Below are 17,188 nucleotides of genomic sequence, written 5' to 3'. Positions count from 1 at the left end.
AATCCGGAACAATTTGCCGGTCGGGACGCGACGGCGCGCGGCGGGTCTTCGTCGGTGGTCGGGTGCACCATGGTGGGCGTGCTGTTCAGCGAAGTGGTCGAGACGTCCGCCGCCGTGGCGGGCACGCGGTCCCGGTTGGCCAAGGTGGACGCCCTGGCCGGGCTGGTGCGCCGGATGGAGACGCCCGCCGTCGTGTCGTTCCTGGTCGGCGTGCCCAGCCAGGGGCGCGTCGGCGCGGGCTGGCGCACGGTGTTCGACCTCGCGGTCCCGCCGGCCGCCGCGCCGTCGCTCACCGTGTCCGATGTGGACGAGGCGCTGGGCGCGCTCGCGGCCGTCGGCGGCAAGGGCTCGACCGCGCGGCGGACCGCGCTGCTGACCGACCTGTTCGGCCGGGCCACCGAGGCGGAGCAGGACTTCCTGCGCCGGCTGCTCACCGGCGAGCTGCGCCAAGGCGCCCTCGAAGGGGTGATGCTGGACGCGATCGCCCGCGCCGCCGACGTGCCCGGCGACGTGGTGCGGCGGGCGTTCATGCTGTCCGGCAAGCTCCCCGAGACGGCGCTGGCCGCGCTCGACGGCGCCGAGGCGCTGGCCGCGTTCCGGCTGGAGGTCGGCCGGCCGGTGCGCCCCATGCTCGCCTCGCCCGCCGAGTCGCTGCCCGAGGCGTTGGCCGAGCTGGGCGCGTGCGTGGTCGAGCACAAGCTCGACGGCGCGCGCATCCAGGTCCACCGGTCCGGCGACGAGGTGCGGATCTTCACCCGGACGTTGCGCGAGATCACCGCGACCGTGCCCGAGCTGGTGGAGCTGGTGCGCGCGCTGCCGTGCCGGTCGGTGGTGCTGGACGGCGAGACGCTGGCGTTGACCGACGACGGCAAGCCGAGGCCGTTCCAGGAGACGATGAGCCGGTTCGGCGCCCTGCTCGACCGCGCGTCCGCGGGGAGGCGCACGTCACCGGGCGACCTGCGGGAGCTGCTGCTGAGCCCGTTCTTCTTCGACTGCCTGCACCTCGACGGGGTGGACCTGCTCGACGAGCCGCTGCGCGCGCGGCTCGACGCCCTGCGGTCCGTGGCGGGCGGTCACGTCATCCCCGGCGCGGTCGCGCCCGCCGAGGACGAGGCGGCCCGGGTGCTGGACGAGGCGCTGGCCGCCGGGCACGAGGGCGTGATGGTGAAGTCGCTGGAGTCGGTCTACGCGGCCGGGCGGCGGGGCCGGGCGTGGCAGAAGGTGAAGCCGGTGCACACGCTCGACCTGGTGGTGCTCGGCGTCGAGTGGGGCAGCGGCCGGCGCAAGGGCCTGCTGTCGAACCTCCACCTCGGCGCGCGCGACCCGGACGGCGGCCCGCCGATCATGGTCGGCAAGACGTTCAAGGGCCTCACCGACGAGCTGCTGGCGTGGCAGACGCGGGAGCTGATGGCGATCGCGACCGAGAAGTCGGACTGGGTCGTGCTGGTCCGACCCGAGATGGTGATCGAGATCGAGCTGGACGGCGTGCAGGTCAGCCCCCGCTACCCCGGCGGGGTGGCGCTGCGGTTCGCCCGCGTCCTGCGGTACCGGCCGGACAAGGACGCGGGCGAGGCCGACACGATCGACGCGGTCCGCGCGCTCCTGCCGAAGCGGTCGCCCGCCGGCGGCGGCGGAACGGGGTGATGGGCGCGGTTTGGAGGAACCCACAACCGCAGACCCCGTAGCGACAGCCCCGATGGTGCGCACAACCAGGGCGGATTCGCCGTGACGCGGGTATCGTCAAGGTCTCGTGCGGTTCATCGAAGGGCATCGGCCCAGCTACGACCTGACCTACGACGACGTCTTCCTCGTGCCCGGCCGATCGGCCGTCGAGTCGAGGTTCGGCGTCGACCTGTCGACCTCCGACGGCACGGGGGCGACCATCCCGATCGTGGTCGCGAACATGACCGCGGTGGCGGGACGCCGGATGGCGGAGACCGTGGCCCGGCGCGGCGGACTGGTCGTCCTGCCGCAGGACGTGGCGCCCCAGGCGGTCGCCGAGATCGTCCAGTGGGTCAAGACCCGGCACCCCGTGTGGGACACGCCGCTGACCCTCCACCCCGGAGACTCGGTCGCGGACGCCGTCAACCTGCTCCACAAGCGGGCGCACGGCGCGGTGGTCGTGGTCGACGACGACGGCCGGCCCACCGGCGTCGTGGACGAGGCCGCGTGCTCCGGCGTGGACCGGTTCACCCGGCTGCACGACGTGGCCGACGACCGGATCATCACCCTCCCGCTGGACACCCCGCCGCGTGACGTGTTCGACCGGCTGCACGGCGGCACGCAGCGCATCGCGCTCGGCGTCGACGCCGACGGCCGCCTGCGGGGCGTCATGACCAGCCTCGGCGCCCTCCGCGCCGACGTCTACCAGCCCGCCCTCGACGGCGCGGGCAAGCTCCGCGTGGCCGCCGCCATCGGCGTCAACGGCGACGTCACGGCCAAGGCCGAGGAGCTGCTGCAGGCGGGCGTGGACGCCCTCGTCGTGGACACCGCCCACGGCCACCAGGAGAAGATGATCTCCGCGCTGAAGGCCGTCCGCGAGGCCCGCCCGACCGTCCCGGTCGTCGCCGGCAACGTGGTCACCGCCGAAGGCGTCCGCGACCTGGTCGAGGCCGGCGCGGACGTGGTCAAGGTCGGCGTCGGCCCCGGCGCGATGTGCACGACCCGCATGATGACCGGCGTCGGCCGCCCCCAGTTCTCGGCCGTGGCCGAGTGCGCCGCCGAGGCCCGCCGGCTCGGCAAGCACGTCTGGGCCGACGGCGGCGTGCGCCACCCCCGCGACGTGGCCCTCGCGCTCGCCGCCGGCGCCGCGTCCGTCATGGTCGGCTCCTGGTTCGCGGGCACCTACGAGTCGCCCGGCGACCTCCAGCGCGACGAGCAGGGCCGGCTCTACAAGGAGTCCTTCGGCATGGCGTCCAAGCGCGCCGTCAGCGCGCGCACCCGCACGGACAACGCCTTCGACCGTGCTCGGAAGGGCCTGTTCGAGGAGGGCATCTCCACCTCCCGGATGCGGCTCGACCCGATCCGCCCCGGCGTGGAGGACCTGCTCGACTCGATCACGGCGGGCGTGCGCAGCGCGTGCACCTACGCGGGCGCGCAGACGTTGGAGGAGTTCCACGCCAAGGCCACGCTCGGCATCCAGAGCGCCGCGGGGTTCGCCGAGGGCCGTCCCCTGCCCTCCGGGTGGTGACGCCGGGCATCCCGGACGACCCGGCCGCCACGCCCCGCGGGGCCGGCCGGGCGGACGAGGCCGTGACCGTGACGGACCTGGTCAAGGTCTACAAGAACGGGCGGAAGCCGGCCGTCGACGGGTTGGGCTTCGCGGTCCGCCGCGGCGAGGTGTTCGGCCTCCTCGGCCCGAACGGGGCCGGCAAGACGACCACCGTCGGCGTGCTCACCACCAGGGTCCGGCCCACGTCGGGCCAGGCCCTGGTGGAGGGCGTCGACGTGGTCGCGGACTCGCGGCGGGCCCGGCAGCTGCTCGCCGTCGTCCCGCAGCGCAACAACCTCGACCGCGCCCTCAACGTGCGGCAGAACCTCCTGTTCCACGCCGCCTACCACGGCATCGGCCGCGCCGAGCGGGTCGCGCTGGCCGACGAGGTGCTGGAGCGGATGGGGCTCACCGACCACGCGTCGAGCCTGGTCGACACCCTGTCCGGCGGCCAGGCGCAACGGCTGATGATCGCCCGCGCCCTCATGCACCGCCCCAAGGTGCTGTTCCTGGACGAGCCGTCGACCGGCCTCGACCCGCAGGCCAGGCTGTTCGTGCACGACCGGGTGGCCGCCCTGCGCGCCGAGGGCGTCACCGTCGTGCTGACCACGCACGACATGGACGAGGCGCAGAAGCTGTGCGACCGGGTCGGCATCGTCGACCACGGCAAGCTCCTCGCCCTCGACCGGCCGTCCGAGCTGACCCGGGCGCTGCCCGGCAGCACGACGCTCAGCGTCACCGTCACCCTGGCCGGCCGCGGCCCCGAGGCCGTGACCGAAGCCCTCGGCGCGGTCGCCGGCGTGCGGCGCGTCGAGCACGTGGGGGACATGTTCCGGCTCTACACCGACGTCACGCCCGCCGTGGCCCTGCCCGAGGTGCTGCGCACCCTCGAACGGCTCGGCGCGCCGGTCACCGACCTGGCCGTCGGCACGCCGAGCCTGGAGGACGTCTTCATCCACCTGACCGGCCGGGAGCTGCGATGACGTCGCTGCGCACGTTCACCGCCATCCTGTGGCGCGACGTCTTCGCCACCGGGCGGGAGCTGCCTAGCTTCCTCGCCCAGGTGATCATCCAGCCGTTCTTCATCCTGTTCATCTTCGCCAAGGTGCTCGGCGACATCGGGTACGTGCAGGACGACTTCGCCGCCGTGCTGCTGCCCGGCATCGTGGCGATGAACGGGTTCCTCGGCGCGCTGCAGAACACCACCCTGCCGCTGGTGCTGGACTTCTCGTGGACCCGCGAGATCGAGGACCGCCTCCTCGCACCCATCCCGATCCCGCTGGTCGCGGTGGAGAAGATGGTGTTCGGCGCGGTCCGCGGGCTGCTCGCCGCGGTGCTGATGATCCCGATCGGGTTCGTCATGCTGGACGTCAGCTGGCCCGTGTCGGGGCTGCCCGCGGCGCTCCTGGTGACCGTCCTCGGCTCCCTGGCGGGCGCGGCGGTGGGCATGGTGATCGGCACGTCGGTCTCGCCGCGGCACATCACGGTGATGTTCGCGGTCATCCTGACCCCGTTGCTGTTCACCGGCTCGGCGCAGTTCCCGTGGCCCGCGCTGGACGGCCTGCGGTGGTTCCAGGTGCTCTGCGCCCTCAACCCGCTCACGTACGTCAGCGAGGGCATGCGGGCCGTGCTCGTGCCGGACGTCCCGCACATGCCGCTGTGGGTGTGCCTGGTCGTGCTGGTGGCGTCGGTCCTGGGCTTCGGCGCGCTCGGCATCCGGGGCTTCCTCCGGCGAGCGCTCGACTAGCTAGCCCGCGTCCCGCTCGACCGGCCCGCGTGCCGCTCAGCCGGCCCGCGGGTCGACGTGCCCGCGTGCCGCTCGACGTGCGCCGACGGGGCCCGCCCCCGGTGGGAGGCGGGCCCCGTCAGCCGAACGTCAGGACGCGTAGTCCTCCAGCATCTCGGTGACCAGCGCGGCGATCGGCGAGCGCTCCGACCGGGTCAGCGTGACGTGCGCGAACAGCGGGTGGCCCTTCAGCTTCTCGATCACCGCCGCCACGCCGTCGTGCCGCCCGACGCGCAGGTTGTCGCGCTGCGCCACGTCGTGGGTGAGCACCACCCGCGAGTTCGCGCCGAGCCGCGACAGCACGGTGAGCAGCACGTTCCGCTCCAACGACTGCGCCTCGTCCACGATCACGAACGAGTCGTGCAGCGACCGGCCCCGGATGTGGGTCAGCGGCATGACCTCCAGCATGCCCCGGTCCATGATCTCCTCGACCACGTCCTGGCTGACCAGCGCGCCGAGGGTGTCGAACACCGCCTGCGCCCACGGCTGCATCTTCTCGCTCTCGGAGCCCGGCAGGTAGCCGAGCTCCTGCCCGCCGACCGCGTACAGCGGGCGGAACACCACCACCTTGCGGTGCTGGCGGCGCTCCATCACCGCCTCCAGGCCCGCGCACAGCGCGAGCGCCGACTTGCCCGTGCCGGCCCGTCCGCCCAGCGAGACGATGCCGACCTCGGTGTCGAGCAGCAGGTCCAGCGCCACCCGCTGCTCCGCCGAGCGGCCGTGCAGCCCGAACGCCTCCCGGTCGCCGCGCACCAGCCGGAGCTGCTTGTCCGGCGTGACCCGGCCCAACGCGCTCGACGTGCCCGCCAGCAGGCGCAACCCGCTGTGGCACGGCAGCTCGGCCAGGTGGCCGAGGTCGAACAGCGCCGGGTCGATCACGCTCTCCCGGTACAGCGCGTCCACCACGGACTGGTCGACGTCCACGTCGGACATGCCGGAGTAGCCCGACAACGTGACGTCGTGGGCCCGGTACTCCTCGGCGGCGAGCCCCACCGCGCCCGCCTTGACGCGCAGCGGCATGTCCTTCGTGACCAGCGTGACGACGTTGCCCTCGGCCGCGAGGTTGAGCGCGCAGGCGAGGATGCGGGCGTCGTTGGAGTCCGTGCGGAAACCCGCGGGCAGCACCTCCGGGTCGGAGTGGTTGAGCTCGACGCGCAGCGTGCCGCCGTGGTCGCCGGTCGGCACCGGGTGGTCCAGCCGGCCGTGCTGGAGCCGCAGGTCGTCGAGCAGGCGCAACGCCTCCCGCGCGAACCAGCCCAGTTCCGGGTGGTGCCGCTTGCCCTCCAGCTCGCTGATCACCACGAGCGGCAGCACGACCTCGTGCTCGGCGAACCGCGTGGTGGCCAGGGGGTCGGAGAGCAGCACGGACGTGTCCACCACGTACGTGTGGGTCGTCGGCGCGCCACGGCGCCGGGAAGTGCTGCGCGATGAGCCTGAGGAACGGCTCGCGGGTCGTCGTGCGTTCACGGCAACTCCCTCACGAACGCGGCACCCGCGTCCGCTCCTCGCTGGGCCAGGCACCACCCCGATCGACCGGCACGCCCCGCTAGCTCAGGCGTGCCGACCACGAGGGCCGGGTGCCGGCCCCCTCGCGCTCATCACCGCCGGCGGAACCGGCAACTCGACGACAGCCACGATCAGGGCCTCCCTGCGCGGTCCGCAGTGGACGCGTCCCGCCAACCGGAAGTTACCTCCGCAGGTCCCTCTTATGCAGGCAGCCACACAGGTGATTCGTGAATTCGTCACCTCCGCGCAAAACACGGGAAAGGTGGCCGCTGAGGGGCCCGCGGCCGGTCGGCGACCGTCACATCGGCGCAACGTGACGTCGTCCACGCAGCTCAGGGCGTGTTCGGCTGAACGTGGCCGGGTCCGTCACCCAGGGTCGCGACCCAGCCAGGGCACCCCCGCCTCGACCTCCGCGGCGAGCGTCGCGGGCAGCAGCGGTTCGTCGAGGAGCCTCAGGTAGCGGTCGCCGAGCGTGTCCGTCGGGGCGCGGAGGTCGAGCCAGGCGCGGACCAGGCGCACGCCCTCGACGTACGTCGTCGTGTACGCGCGCCACAGCGGGTCGGCGAGGAAGCGCAGCATGTGCCGGGCGCGGCGCTCCGGGACCAGCAGCCACCGGCACAGGAACGCCACCACGTCGTCCGGGTGGGCGTTGCGGTCGTGCAGCATCAGCGCCGCGTCCTGCCGCACGGTGAGCAGCCCGGACAGCGCCGACTCCACGCGCTCGGCCAGCTCGCCGTCCATCCGGAGGCCGAGGTCGGCCATGACGTCCTCGGCCCAGCGGCCCCAGCCGCGGCCGACCACGGCGTGCAGGCCGAGTTCCGCCATGCCCTCCGCCATCAGGCACTGCGGGCTGTTGATCAGGAACAACGCCTGCTCGGCGTGGCCCCGCTTGCCGACCAGCCCCACCTCCTTGCGGCAGTGCTCGGTGTGGTGGCCGGGGTACGACTCGTGCGCGACCAGGTGCGGCAGGTTCGACATCCGGTGGCCGAGGTCGGCGTTGACCGCCACCCGCGACCGGAAGCCGCCCAGGTAGTAGTTGAAGCCGCTCCACGGCTTGTCGGTGACGACCTCGTACTCCACGACCTCGTTCACGGGCAGCTCGAACCGCTGCCGGACGCGGTCGCGCAGCGCGCTGGAGAGTGCCTGCACGGTGACCTTCAGCCGGCGCGGCGGCACCTCGTCCAGGGCGCGGTGATCGGCCAGCCGCTCGGCCAGCGAGCCGGGGCCGGGCAGCAGGTCGTCCAGCTTGGCGTGCGCGCGGCGGTAGGTGTCGGGGTGGCCGGGGCGGACGTCGACCTGGAAGTACGCCCGCACCTCGTCCACGAAGTCGACGCGCACCCCGGCGAGCTTGCGCGCGGTCGTCTCGGCGGCGACCAGGTGGGCGTCGAGGAACCGCTTGCGGTCCGGGTCGAGGTCGACGCCGGGCAGCTCCCGGCGCAGCTGCGCGGCCTGTCGGGCCAGGGCCACCGGGTGCGGGCGGGGCTCGTTGTCCACCGTGCGGCGCAGGGCCCGGTCGCCGGTGAACGAGTCGACCAGGCCTGGGTGCAGGCGGTCGAGCCGCAACCCCAGCAGCAGGTACCCGCGCACCACCTCACCGGCGTCCATAGGGCGGGCAGCCTACGTCAACCAGGGCAAACACGGCGACAACGCATTAAACCCAGCGCAAGCACTATCACCGTTACAGGGGAAAAAGGGCCCGCAAGATCACACAATCGTGTTATCGGCACCCCACGGGGCCGGCCCATCTAGGTATGTTCTTGTCGCGGAAGCCCTCCGTAATACAACGGGCGCTCCCGATGCGACGAAGTCTTCGACTCAAGGAGAGATTAACGTGCTGAAGAAGGCAGCTGCGGTCACCGCAATTGCCGCCAGCTTCATGCTGGCGGGCGCCCCCGCATTCGCGACCACCGGCGACGAGTCGGACCACTACCACGACCCGCACGGCTGGGTCTGGGCGTCCCAGGAGACGGAGCAGGACGAGAACGAGGAGCAGCTCGGCCTCGTCAACCTGAACGACTCCCAGCTCCTGAGCAACATCAACGTCTGCCACGTGGACGTCAACGTGATCGCCGTGCCGATCCTCTCGGGCAACGACGAGGGTGACTGCACGAACGTCATCGCGAACGAGGACGGCCCGGCCATCGACGACTGAGTGTCGAATGGCTAAAGGGACGGTCGTGGCCTCGCGCCACGGCCGTCCCTTTACTGTCGGAATTGCAACTCTTTCGAGTGAATAAGCTCAAGTCGCTGCGGGCTATTCGCCGCCGCGGGGGCGTTCAGGACCCGAAGCGGCGGTGCCGGATCGCGTAGTCGCGCAACGCGCGCAGGAAGTCGGTGCGGCGGAACTCCGGCCAGTAGGCCTCGCAGAACCAGAACTCGGAGTGCGCCGACTGCCACAGCATGAACCCGGACAGGCGCTGCTCCCCCGACGTGCGGATGAGCAGGTCCGGGTCGGGCTGGCCGGACGTGTAGAGGTGCTCGGCGATGTGGTCGACGTCCAGGACCTCGGCCAGCTCCTCGATCGTGCCGCCGGACTCGGCGTGCTTCTGCAGCAGCTTGCGGACCGCGTCGGCGATCTCCTGCCGGCCGCCGTAGCCGACCGCGACGTTGACCTCCAGGCCCGTGCGGTCACGGGTGCGCAGGGCCGCCGCGGACAGCCGGGCCGCGGTCTCGGTGGGCAGCATGTCCAGGGCGCCGACGTGCCGGATGCGCCACGGGTTGCCGGGCTCGGCGAGCTCGTCCACGATGTCGGCGATGATGTCGAGCAGCGGTTCGAGCTCTTCGGCGGGGCGGGCGAGGTTGTCCGTGGACAGCATCCACAGCGTCACCACCTCGACCTCGGCCTCCCGGCACCAGCTCAGCAGTTCGAGGATCTTGCGGGCGCCGGCGCGATGACCGTGCGCGACGTCGGTGAAGCCCGCTTCCTTGGCCCAGCGGCGGTTCCCGTCGAGCACCACGCCGACGTGGCGTGGTCGTTGCTTGCCGTCGAGCCAGCGGTTGAGGCGGAACTCGTAACCCTTGAGCAGGACGCTCTTGACCCGTTCGCGAAGACCCACGCTGGAAGAGCGTACGCCGGGTGGGCGCGGTCACGCCGCCGCCTGCTGACCCGCCGACCTACGCTCCCGTAACCTCGGGCAGGTGACCATGTCGACGCATCCCCAGCAGCCCGCAGCCGCGTTGCGGCCTCGTCTGCGCGGCTGGCTGCACCTCTGGTCGTTCGTCGTGTCGGTGGGGACGGGCGCGACGCTGATCGCCCTGGCGGCGGCCACGGTGTCCGCGAAGGCGGCGCTGGCCACGTCGATCTACGGGGCGACGGTGCTCGGCCTGTTCGGCGTGAGCGCCCTGTACCACCGGGTGAACTGGGTGAGCGCGCGGGCGCGGACGTGGATGAAGCGCCTCGACCACTCGATGATCTTCGTGTTCATCGCCGGCACCTACACCCCGTTCGCCCTGCTGGCGATGCCCCCGAGCACCGGCAACGTCGTGCTGCTCGTGGTGTGGCTCGGCGCGCTGGGCGGCGTCACGCTGAAGCTGGCCTGGCCGCACGCGCCGCGGTGGCTCGGGGTGCCGATCTACATCGCCCTGGGCTGGGTGGCGGTGTTCGTCCTGCCCGACCTCCTCCACCACGTGGGCGTGGCCGCGCTGGTCCTGCTCCTGGTGGGCGGCCTCCTCTACACCGCGGGCGCCGTCTTCTACGCCACCCGCTGGCCCAACCCCTGGCCGCAGGTCTTCGGCTACCACGAGTTCTTCCACGCGGCCACGGTGCTGGCGGCGCTGTGCCACTACATCGCCATCTGGTTCGCGATCTACTCCTGACCCCGCGGCGGCCGGCCGGGAGGTGCGGGCGCGGGGTGAGTTGACGGGGTCCGCCCTGCTGGGATGCGGTGCGGGGGTTGGTTGTGCACACTTGTCCCGCCCGGCGGCCGGGTCGCTCGACCCGGTTCGCCCCCACGTAACCCCGACCTGTCGGAGCACACCTTGACCTTCGTGACCGGCCGCGCCGTGCGGTGGGTGAGCGACGAGCCGTTCCCCGGGTGGGTGCAGGTGCAGATCACCGACGCGCACGGCGTCGTGTGGAGCCTGTTCGACAAGCCCACCGTGTTCGACGACGAGGACCGCCTGCGCAACCACACCGCCTACCCGGTGGACGTGGAGGTGCCGTGCGAGGTCGTCGGGCGCGGGCGGCTCACGGACGGGACCGAGGTGTTGACGATCTCGACCCGCCTGCCCTTCGGCATCGAGGCGCAGGACGGGCGGACCGAGTTCCTCGTCGACGTCGGGCAGGTCTCCACCGGCTGATCAGGTCAGGTCTGGGCCCTGCGCGCGCAGGTCGTCCACGCGGGTCATGGCTTCGCGCAGCTCGGTCAGCCACGTGTCGGCGTGCTCGCCGACCAGCCGCACCGCCCACGCCAGCGCCTCGGACCGCGACCGGGCCACGCCCGCCGCGACCAGCGTGTCCAGCACCATCCGCTCGGGCTGCCGCAGCCGGGTCATCACCGGCACCGACAGCGTGGTGAACAGCTCCTCCGTGCCGCCGAGCCGGGCGCCCCAGGCGACCTTGCGCCGGTAGCGGTGCTCGGCCTGGCGGGCGATCTCGATCCGCTCGTCCCTGGTCTGCTCGCGGAACCGGCTGATCCGGCCCGACTCGGCCGCGGCCCGCTCGGCGTCGTCGGCGAACTCGCCCTCCACCGCGGGCAGCGTGCCCACGACCACGATCTCCTCGCGGTCCACCGTCACCACCGGCGGCTCGGTGAACCAGCCGTCGGGCAGCCTCCCGGTGAACCAGCCCGCCGCGTCGTCCGCCGGCGGCTGGTCGGCCTGCTGCCACCCGCCCCGGCCTCCCCATCCACGTCGCATCGCGCACCACCTTGATTACATGATTACGTCGATGCCGACGCTACGCCCGCAACGAAGTGCGGGGAGAGTGGTTCGCTATCGGTGGACGGTCAGGGCCTCGGCCAGCTCCGCCACCGACGTCACGGGCCGGTCGCACACGTACCCGCGGCACACGTACGCCGCCGCGCCGCCGTCCACCAGCGGCCGGTCCTCCAGCAACGGCGCCGAGCCCGGCTCGCCGCCCACCACGACACCGCCGCCGTGCACCCCGGACCACGCGGCGCGGACGAGTTCCGGCGCGTCCCCGACCACGGCGACCTGCACCGGTCCCAGCGCCAGCGCCTCGGCCACGCTCAGCCAGTGCCCGGCGAACCGGGGCTCACGGGCGGCCAGCAGACCGGCCCGACCCAGAGCGGCCTCGGCGGCGTCGCGGTACGTCGACGGCCCGCCCAGCACGGACGCCGTGACCAGGGCCGACGCCAGCGAGGACGCGCCGGACGGGCTCGCGTTGTCCGACGGGTCCGACGGCCGCTGCACCAGCGCCTCCGCGTCGTCGGCCGTGTCGTAGTAGACGCCGGGCTCGCCGCCCGCGAACCGGGCCAGCGCGGTGTCGAGCAGTCCACAGGCGGCGGTGAACCACTTGACGTCGCCGGTGGCCTGGTGCAGGGCGAGCAGGCCGTCGGCGAAGCAGCCGTAGTCCTCCAGCACGCCCGCCGCCGTGCCCGCCGCACCGTGCCGGGACGTGCGCAGCAGCCGCCCGTCGACCAGGTGGACGTCCAGCACCAGCGTCGCCGCCCGTGCCGCCGCCTCCACCCAGCGCGGCTCGCCGAGCACCGCGCCCGCCTCCGCCAGCGCCGCGATCGCGAGCCCGTTCCACGCCGTCACGACCTTGTCGTCACGCCCCGGCTGCGGTCGGCGGTCGCGCGCCTCCAGCAGCCGGGCCGCCAGCTCCGGGTCCGGCGTGCCGAGCATCCGCAACGTCGAGCTGCCGTGCTCGAACGTGCCCTCGTCCGTCACGCCGTACAGCGCCGCGGCCCGCGCGCCGTCCGCCAGGCCGAGCACCTCGACCAGCTGGGCGGGCGTCCACACGTACGTCAGGCCCTCGACGCCCTCGGTGTCCGCGTCGAGCGACGCCGCGAACCCGCCCTCCGGCGTGCCGAGGTCGCGGATCAGGAAGTCGGCGGTCTCCCGCGCCACGGCCGCGTACCGCGGGTTGTCGTCACGGCGGCTCAGGTGCGTGTACACGCGCAGCAGCAACGCGTTGTCGTACAACATCTTCTCGAAGTGCGGCACCACCCACGCGGCGTCCACGCTGTACCGCGCGAACCCGCCGGCGAGCTGGTCGTACAGCCCGCCGTCCGCCATCGCGCCGCACGTCGCCCGAGCCATCGACAGCGCCTCGACGGACCCGGTGCGCTCGTGGTGGCGCAGCAGGAACTCCAGCACCATCGACGGCGGGAACTTGGGCGCGCCGCCGAACCCGGCGTTGGTCCGGTCGAAGTGCCCGAGCAGCGACACCACCGCGCCCGACAGCACGTCGTCGTCCACAGTGGACTGCGGCAGCGGCTGGAACGCCAGCTGCGCCACGATCCCGGCCGCCGACTCGCGCACCTCGTCGCCCTGCTCGCGCCACGCGTGCGTGATGGCCTCCAAGACCTGCCGGAACGACGGCAGGCCGGGCCGCGGGGACGGCGGGTAGTACGTGCCCGCGTAGAACGGCTCGCCGCCGGGCGTCAGGAAGCACGTCATGGGCCACCCGCCGTGCCCGCTGAGGGCCTGGGTGACGGCCATGTAGACCGCGTCGACGTCCGGCCGCTCCTCGCGGTCCACCTTGACGTTGACGAAGTGCTCGTTCAGGTACGCCGCGGTGGCCTCGTCCTCGAACGACTCGTGCGCCATCACGTGGCACCAGTGGCAGGCCGCGTACCCGACCGACAGCAGCACCGGCACGTCCCGCCGGCGGGCCTCGGCGAACGCCTCCGGTGACCACTCCCACCAGTGCACCGGGTTGTCCGCGTGCTGGAGGAGGTACGGGCTGGTCGAGGACGCGAGCCGGTTCGTCATGCCCCAACAGTAATTCGCGGACAACCGCCGGACCGGTCGATCAGACTGGGCGGATGGAGTCCCCGGCCGCGCCCCTCCCCCACGACCTGCGCCACGAGACCGGCCCGTTCGACGTGGTCGGCGACGTCCACGGGTGCCGCGTCGAGCTGGCGCACCTGTTGCGGGAGCTGGGCTACTCGGCCGACGGGGCGCACCCGGACGGGCGCAAGGTGGCGTTCCTGGGCGACCTGGTGGACCGGGGACCGGACACGCCGGGCGTGCTGCGGCTCGCGATGGGCATGGTGGCGGCGGGCAACGCGATCTCCGTGCGCGGCAACCACGAGGAGAAGCTGGTCCGCGCGCTGAAGGGGCACGACGTGCAGGCGCGCCACGGGCTCGCGGAGTCGCTGGAGCAGCTGGGCCGGGAGACGCCGGCGTTCCGGGCCGAGGTGCTGGCGTTCTGCGACGCGTTGGTGCCGCACTACGTGCTGGACGCGGGCAAGCTCGTCATCGCGCACGCGGGCCTGCCCGAGCGGTACCACGGGCGGGAGTCGGCGCGGATGCGCGAGCTGGCCCTGTGGGGCGTCCCGACCGGCCGGTACGACGCGCGCGGGTTCCCCGTCCGGCACCCGTGGGCCGAGGACTACCGCGGCGCCGCGATGGTCCTGTACGGACACACGCCGGTGGAGGAGCCGGAGTGGGTGAACGGGACGTTGTGCCTGGACACCGGCTGCGTGTTCGGCGGCAGGCTCACCGCGCTGCGCTACCCGGAGCGCGAGCTGGTGTCCGTGCCCGCCCGCCGCGCCTGGTACCGCCAATGAGCCCGGCCGTCAGCCCTTCTTCGCCCCGCCGTCACCGTCGCCGTCCGGCTTGCCGCCGGCCTTGGGCTCGGGCTCGTCGAACGACGCCGGCAGCTTCCTCAGGTGCTTGCTCATCGACTTGACCAGGAAGAACACCGCGATGAAGAACAGCACCAGCACGAGCAGGCCGAGCGGGGAGGACTTGCCGAAGTCCTCCTGCTGACCGCCCGGGTCCTTCTCCGTCGACGGCTGCCGGGCCAGCACGACCGCCGTGGTCTCGGACCACGGGACCGGGCCGAGCCCCGTCGAGCCGAACGACGTCGAGCCGAACGACGTCGGGGCGAACGGCGTCACGCCGTCACCCTCTCCCGGACGCCCGCGAACAGGTCGTCCTCGGGCACGGTGCTGTCGACCAGCGACCGGGCCAGCTCGTACTCCTCCGTCGGCCACACCTCGCGCTGCATCTCCAGCGGCACGGCGAACCAGCGGCTCTCGGGGTCGATCTGGGTGGCGTGGGCCTTCAGCGCCTCGTCGCGCACCGGGAAGTAGTCGGCGCACTCGACGCGCGTGGTGACGCGCTCGATGACGTCCGGCTTGTCCTTGTCCCAGCCCGCCAGCCACTCGGCGTACGGCGACTCCAGGCCGCGGGCGATCAGCGCGTCGTGGAACGCGGTGAGCTTCGCGCGGGAGAAGCCGTGCGAGTAGTACAGCTTCAACGGCTGCCACGGCTCACCCAGCTCGGGGTAGCGCTCCGGGTCGCCCGCCGCGTCGAACGCGGCCACCGACACCTCGTGGCAGCGGATGTGGTCGGGGTGCGGGTAGCCGCCGTTCTCGTCGTAGGTGACGACCACGTGCGGGCGGAACTCGCGGATCACCTGGACCAGCGGGGGCGTGGACTCCTCCAGCGGCACGAGGGCGAAGCAGCCCTCGGGCAGCGGGGGCAGCGGGTCGCCCTCGGGCAGGCCCGAGTCGACGAACCCCAGCCAGCGGTGCCGGACGCCCAGGATCTCGGCGGCACGGGCCATCTCGCCGCGACGGATCTCGGCCATGTTCTCCAGCACCTCGGGGCGGTCCATGGCGGGGTTCAGGATGCTGCCCGCCTCACCCCCGGTGCAGGTCACGACCATGACCTCGTGGCCCTCGGCCACGTAGCGCGCCATCGTCGCGGCGCCCTTGCTCGACTCGTCGTCGGGGTGCGCGTGCACCGCCATCAGGCGCAGCTTCTCAACCATGACGGTGGTGCTCCTCCTCGGCCCTGCCGACTGGGCCCGGTCCGGCCCCTGCGACACTCAACGCGATCGTCGATGGCCATTGTTCCCCACGGGCAGGAAGGCGTTGGCAAGTGGCACTGCCCGAGGGCCGGTACGGCACACCCCGGAAGCCACTGCCGAAGTGGGCCAGGTGGTCACTCCCCGTGATGGCGGTGCTCCTGGGCGGGGTCGTCGCGTGGGTCGGCTACCGCAACCTGGGCACCATGCCGGTCGAGGCGAAGCAGACCGCGTTCGAGGTGCTCGACGACAGCACGGTGGAGATCACGTTCGAGGTGGTCCGGCAGACGCCGGAGCGGCCCGTCGTGTGCATCGTGCGGGCGCGCTCCCAGGACGGGGACGAGGCGGGCCGGCGCGAGGTGCTGGTCGAGCCGGGCGCCGACACGATCCGGGCGACGACCGTGCTGCGGACGTCCAAGCCGCCGGTCACCGGAGAGGTCTTCGGCTGCTCCTACCAGGTTCCGCCCTACCTGTCCAAGGAGTAGCGGCCAAGCGGGTGATGTGCGGGTTTACCGGCGCATCCGGGAACAAAACGCCGTCTTCGAACGTTATGGGCGTGTTACTCTGGCCTTTCAGCACGGCCCCGACGCGGGCCGTGTTTTTCCGTTCCGGGCTGGTGCGCCCGGGAACTGCCGGCCCACGCCGTGGGCTTGGAGCAAGACAAGGAGTTGGTGACCGTGAGCGACACTGAGGTGACCTGGCTGACCCAGGAGGCCTACGACCGGCTCAAGGCTGAGCTGGACGAGATGATCGAGAATCGCCCGGTCATTGCTGCGGAGATCAACGCGCGTCGCGAGGAGGGTGACCTCCGGGAGAACGGCGGGTACCACGCGGCCCGTGAGGAGCAGGGCAAGCAGGAGGCCCGCATCCGGCAGTTGCAGGAGCTGCTGCGCGTCGCCAAGGTCGGCGAGGCGCCGACCGTCGCGGGCATCGCGGCTCCGGGCATGGTGCTCACCGTCCGCTACGACGGGGACGACGAGACCGAGGAGTTCCTCCTCGCCACCCGCGAGGAAGGCGCACACGGCGCCCTCGAGGTCTACTCCCCCTCGTCCCCGCTCGGCAAGGCGCTGCTCGGCGCGAAGGACGGCGAGACACGCGAGTACGAACTGCCCAACGGCAGCACGATGAAGGTCACGCTGATCAAGGCCGTGCCGTACGCCGGCTGACCCCCAGACACCGGGAGGGCGGCCACCACGCGGGGTGGCCGCCCTTCTGCTGTCGGGCCCGCTCCCGACCCGTCACGTGATGCGCTCCAGCAGGGGGCGCACCCGCGGCGGGACGGGGGTGGACAGTGCGATCGACGTGGACAGGCGCTGCACGCCCGGCACGTCCACGATCGAGTCGATCACCCGTTGCAGGTCGGCGTTCGACCTGGCCACCACGCGCACGAACAGGTCGCCCTGGCCGGTGGTCGCGTGGACCTCGCACACCTCGTTGATGGCGGCCAGCCCGTCCGACACCTCCTGCCGCCTGCCCTGCGCGATCTCCAGCACGGCGAACGCGGTCAGGCCGTAGCCCATCGCGGCCAGGTCGAGCGCCGGCGGGAAGCCGGTCAGCACGCCCCGCGCCACCAGCCGGTCCAGTCGGGCCTGCACCGTGCCGCGGGCCACGCCGAGCCGCCGCGAGCACTCCAGCACGCCCACCCGCGGCTCGTCGGTGAGCAGCAGCAACAGCCGTGCGTCCAGTGCGTCCACGGCCTGGTCAGAGTGTTCAGCTTGTGGGTCCGAAGGCATGCACC

17 protein-coding genes and 1 pseudogene are annotated in these 17,188 nt (G+C 72.6%); 10 read left to right on the top strand and 8 right to left on the bottom strand.

The window, feature by feature from the left end; genetic code table 11:
- The first annotated feature begins 78 nt into the window (after positions 1 to 78).
- The 4 genes from ACRAKH_RS03925 (at position 79) to ACRAKH_RS03910 (ending at position 4,958) form a co-directional block, all read left to right on the top strand.
- Positions 79 to 1,644: an ATP-dependent DNA ligase gene (locus tag ACRAKH_RS03925; protein WP_380721933.1), complete on the top strand. Its 1,566-nt coding sequence runs from the start codon at positions 79 to 81 to the stop codon at positions 1,642 to 1,644.
- 106 nt (positions 1,645 to 1,750) lie between these two features.
- A complete protein-coding gene (locus ACRAKH_RS03920; protein ID WP_380721935.1) occupies positions 1,751 to 3,190 on the top strand; it encodes a GuaB1 family IMP dehydrogenase-related protein in 1,440 nt (479 codons plus the stop codon).
- A 68-nt stretch (positions 3,191 to 3,258) separates the two neighbouring features.
- Entirely contained in the window at positions 3,259 to 4,194 is a 936-nt protein-coding gene (locus ACRAKH_RS03915; protein ID WP_380721977.1) for an ABC transporter ATP-binding protein, read from the top strand.
- Positions 4,191 to 4,958, top strand: coding sequence for an ABC transporter permease (locus ACRAKH_RS03910; protein ID WP_380721937.1), 768 nt, complete (start codon positions 4,191 to 4,193; stop codon positions 4,956 to 4,958). Before ACRAKH_RS03915 ends, ACRAKH_RS03910 begins: the two co-directional genes overlap by 4 nt.
- A 129-nt stretch (positions 4,959 to 5,087) precedes the next feature.
- On the opposite strand, the gene ACRAKH_RS03905 is transcribed toward ACRAKH_RS03910, so the two are convergent.
- Together ACRAKH_RS03905 and ACRAKH_RS03900 are read right to left on the bottom strand one after the other, a co-directional pair.
- Entirely contained in the window at positions 5,088 to 6,377 is a 1,290-nt protein-coding gene (locus ACRAKH_RS03905) for a PhoH family protein (protein ID WP_380721939.1), read from the bottom strand.
- A 492-nt stretch (positions 6,378 to 6,869) separates the two neighbouring features.
- The gene (locus ACRAKH_RS03900; RefSeq protein ID WP_380721941.1) at positions 6,870 to 8,108 is read right to left on the bottom strand and encodes a DUF885 domain-containing protein; all 1,239 of its coding nucleotides are present in this window, start codon (positions 8,106 to 8,108) and stop codon (positions 6,870 to 6,872) included.
- Positions 8,109 to 8,334: 226 nt separating this feature from the next.
- On the opposite strand from ACRAKH_RS03900, the gene ACRAKH_RS03895 reads away from it, so the two are divergent.
- Entirely contained in the window at positions 8,335 to 8,655 is a 321-nt protein-coding gene (locus ACRAKH_RS03895; protein WP_380721943.1) for a hypothetical protein, read from the top strand.
- A 124-nt stretch (positions 8,656 to 8,779) separates the two neighbouring features.
- Here the strand turns inward: ACRAKH_RS03895 and ACRAKH_RS03890 are convergent, their stop codons facing one another.
- The gene (locus ACRAKH_RS03890; protein ID WP_380721945.1) at positions 8,780 to 9,559 is read right to left on the bottom strand and encodes an isoprenyl transferase; all 780 of its coding nucleotides are present in this window, start codon (positions 9,557 to 9,559) and stop codon (positions 8,780 to 8,782) included.
- Positions 9,560 to 9,647: 88 nt separating this feature from the next.
- Between ACRAKH_RS03890 and trhA the strand changes: the two genes are divergently transcribed.
- Positions 9,648 to 10,319, top strand: a complete 672-nt coding sequence (gene trhA, locus ACRAKH_RS03885) for a PAQR family membrane homeostasis protein TrhA (protein WP_380721947.1) — start codon at positions 9,648 to 9,650, stop codon at positions 10,317 to 10,319.
- 171 nt (positions 10,320 to 10,490) lie between these two features.
- Complete coding sequence (locus tag ACRAKH_RS03880) at positions 10,491 to 10,802, top strand: hypothetical protein (protein WP_380721949.1); 312 nt, start codon at positions 10,491 to 10,493, stop codon at positions 10,800 to 10,802.
- Here the strand turns inward: ACRAKH_RS03880 and ACRAKH_RS03875 are convergent, their stop codons facing one another.
- Positions 10,803 to 11,360: a hypothetical protein gene (locus tag ACRAKH_RS03875; protein WP_380721951.1), complete on the bottom strand. Its 558-nt coding sequence runs from the start codon at positions 11,358 to 11,360 to the stop codon at positions 10,803 to 10,805. It lies immediately after the preceding gene.
- Between the two features lie 75 nt (positions 11,361 to 11,435).
- Positions 11,436 to 13,403, bottom strand: a complete 1,968-nt coding sequence (locus ACRAKH_RS03870; protein WP_447009633.1) for a thioredoxin domain-containing protein — start codon at positions 13,401 to 13,403, stop codon at positions 11,436 to 11,438.
- 71 nt (positions 13,404 to 13,474) lie between these two features.
- On the opposite strand from ACRAKH_RS03870, the pseudogene ACRAKH_RS03865 reads away from it, so the two are divergent.
- Positions 13,475 to 14,194, top strand: a pseudogene (locus tag ACRAKH_RS03865) (metallophosphoesterase); the annotation flags it as partial.
- Between the two features lie 18 nt (positions 14,195 to 14,212).
- Here ACRAKH_RS03865 and ACRAKH_RS03860 read toward each other — a convergent pair.
- Positions 14,213 to 14,536 (bottom strand): hypothetical protein, encoded by a 324-nt coding sequence (locus ACRAKH_RS03860; RefSeq protein WP_380721955.1) that lies wholly within the window; start codon positions 14,534 to 14,536, stop codon positions 14,213 to 14,215.
- Complete coding sequence (gene mca / locus ACRAKH_RS03855; protein ID WP_380721957.1) at positions 14,533 to 15,414, bottom strand: mycothiol conjugate amidase Mca; 882 nt, start codon at positions 15,412 to 15,414, stop codon at positions 14,533 to 14,535. The genes ACRAKH_RS03860 and mca overlap by 4 nt, the downstream gene beginning before the upstream one ends.
- Before the next feature lie 110 nt (positions 15,415 to 15,524).
- On the opposite strand from mca, the gene ACRAKH_RS03850 reads away from it, so the two are divergent.
- Both ACRAKH_RS03850 and greA read left to right on the top strand, forming a co-directional pair.
- On the top strand, positions 15,525 to 15,935 hold the full coding sequence (locus ACRAKH_RS03850) for a DUF4307 domain-containing protein (protein WP_380721959.1): 411 nt from the start codon (positions 15,525 to 15,527) through the stop codon (positions 15,933 to 15,935).
- Between the two features lie 186 nt (positions 15,936 to 16,121).
- Positions 16,122 to 16,616 carry a transcription elongation factor GreA gene (gene greA / locus ACRAKH_RS03845; RefSeq protein ID WP_380721961.1) on the top strand — a complete coding sequence of 165 codons (495 nt, stop codon included), beginning with the start codon at positions 16,122 to 16,124 and terminating at the stop codon, positions 16,614 to 16,616.
- A gap of 72 nt (positions 16,617 to 16,688) precedes the next feature.
- On the opposite strand, the gene ACRAKH_RS03840 is transcribed toward greA, so the two are convergent.
- Positions 16,689 to 17,183 carry an Lrp/AsnC family transcriptional regulator gene (locus tag ACRAKH_RS03840; RefSeq protein ID WP_380721963.1) on the bottom strand — a complete coding sequence of 165 codons (495 nt, stop codon included), beginning with the start codon at positions 17,181 to 17,183 and terminating at the stop codon, positions 16,689 to 16,691.
- Positions 17,184 to 17,188 lie beyond the last annotated feature (5 nt).

The sequence above is a fragment of the Saccharothrix hoggarensis genome, from assembly GCF_052936025.1.
Note: the sequence above shows the minus strand (reverse complement) of the source record. Positions and strands in the feature narration are given on the sequence as shown.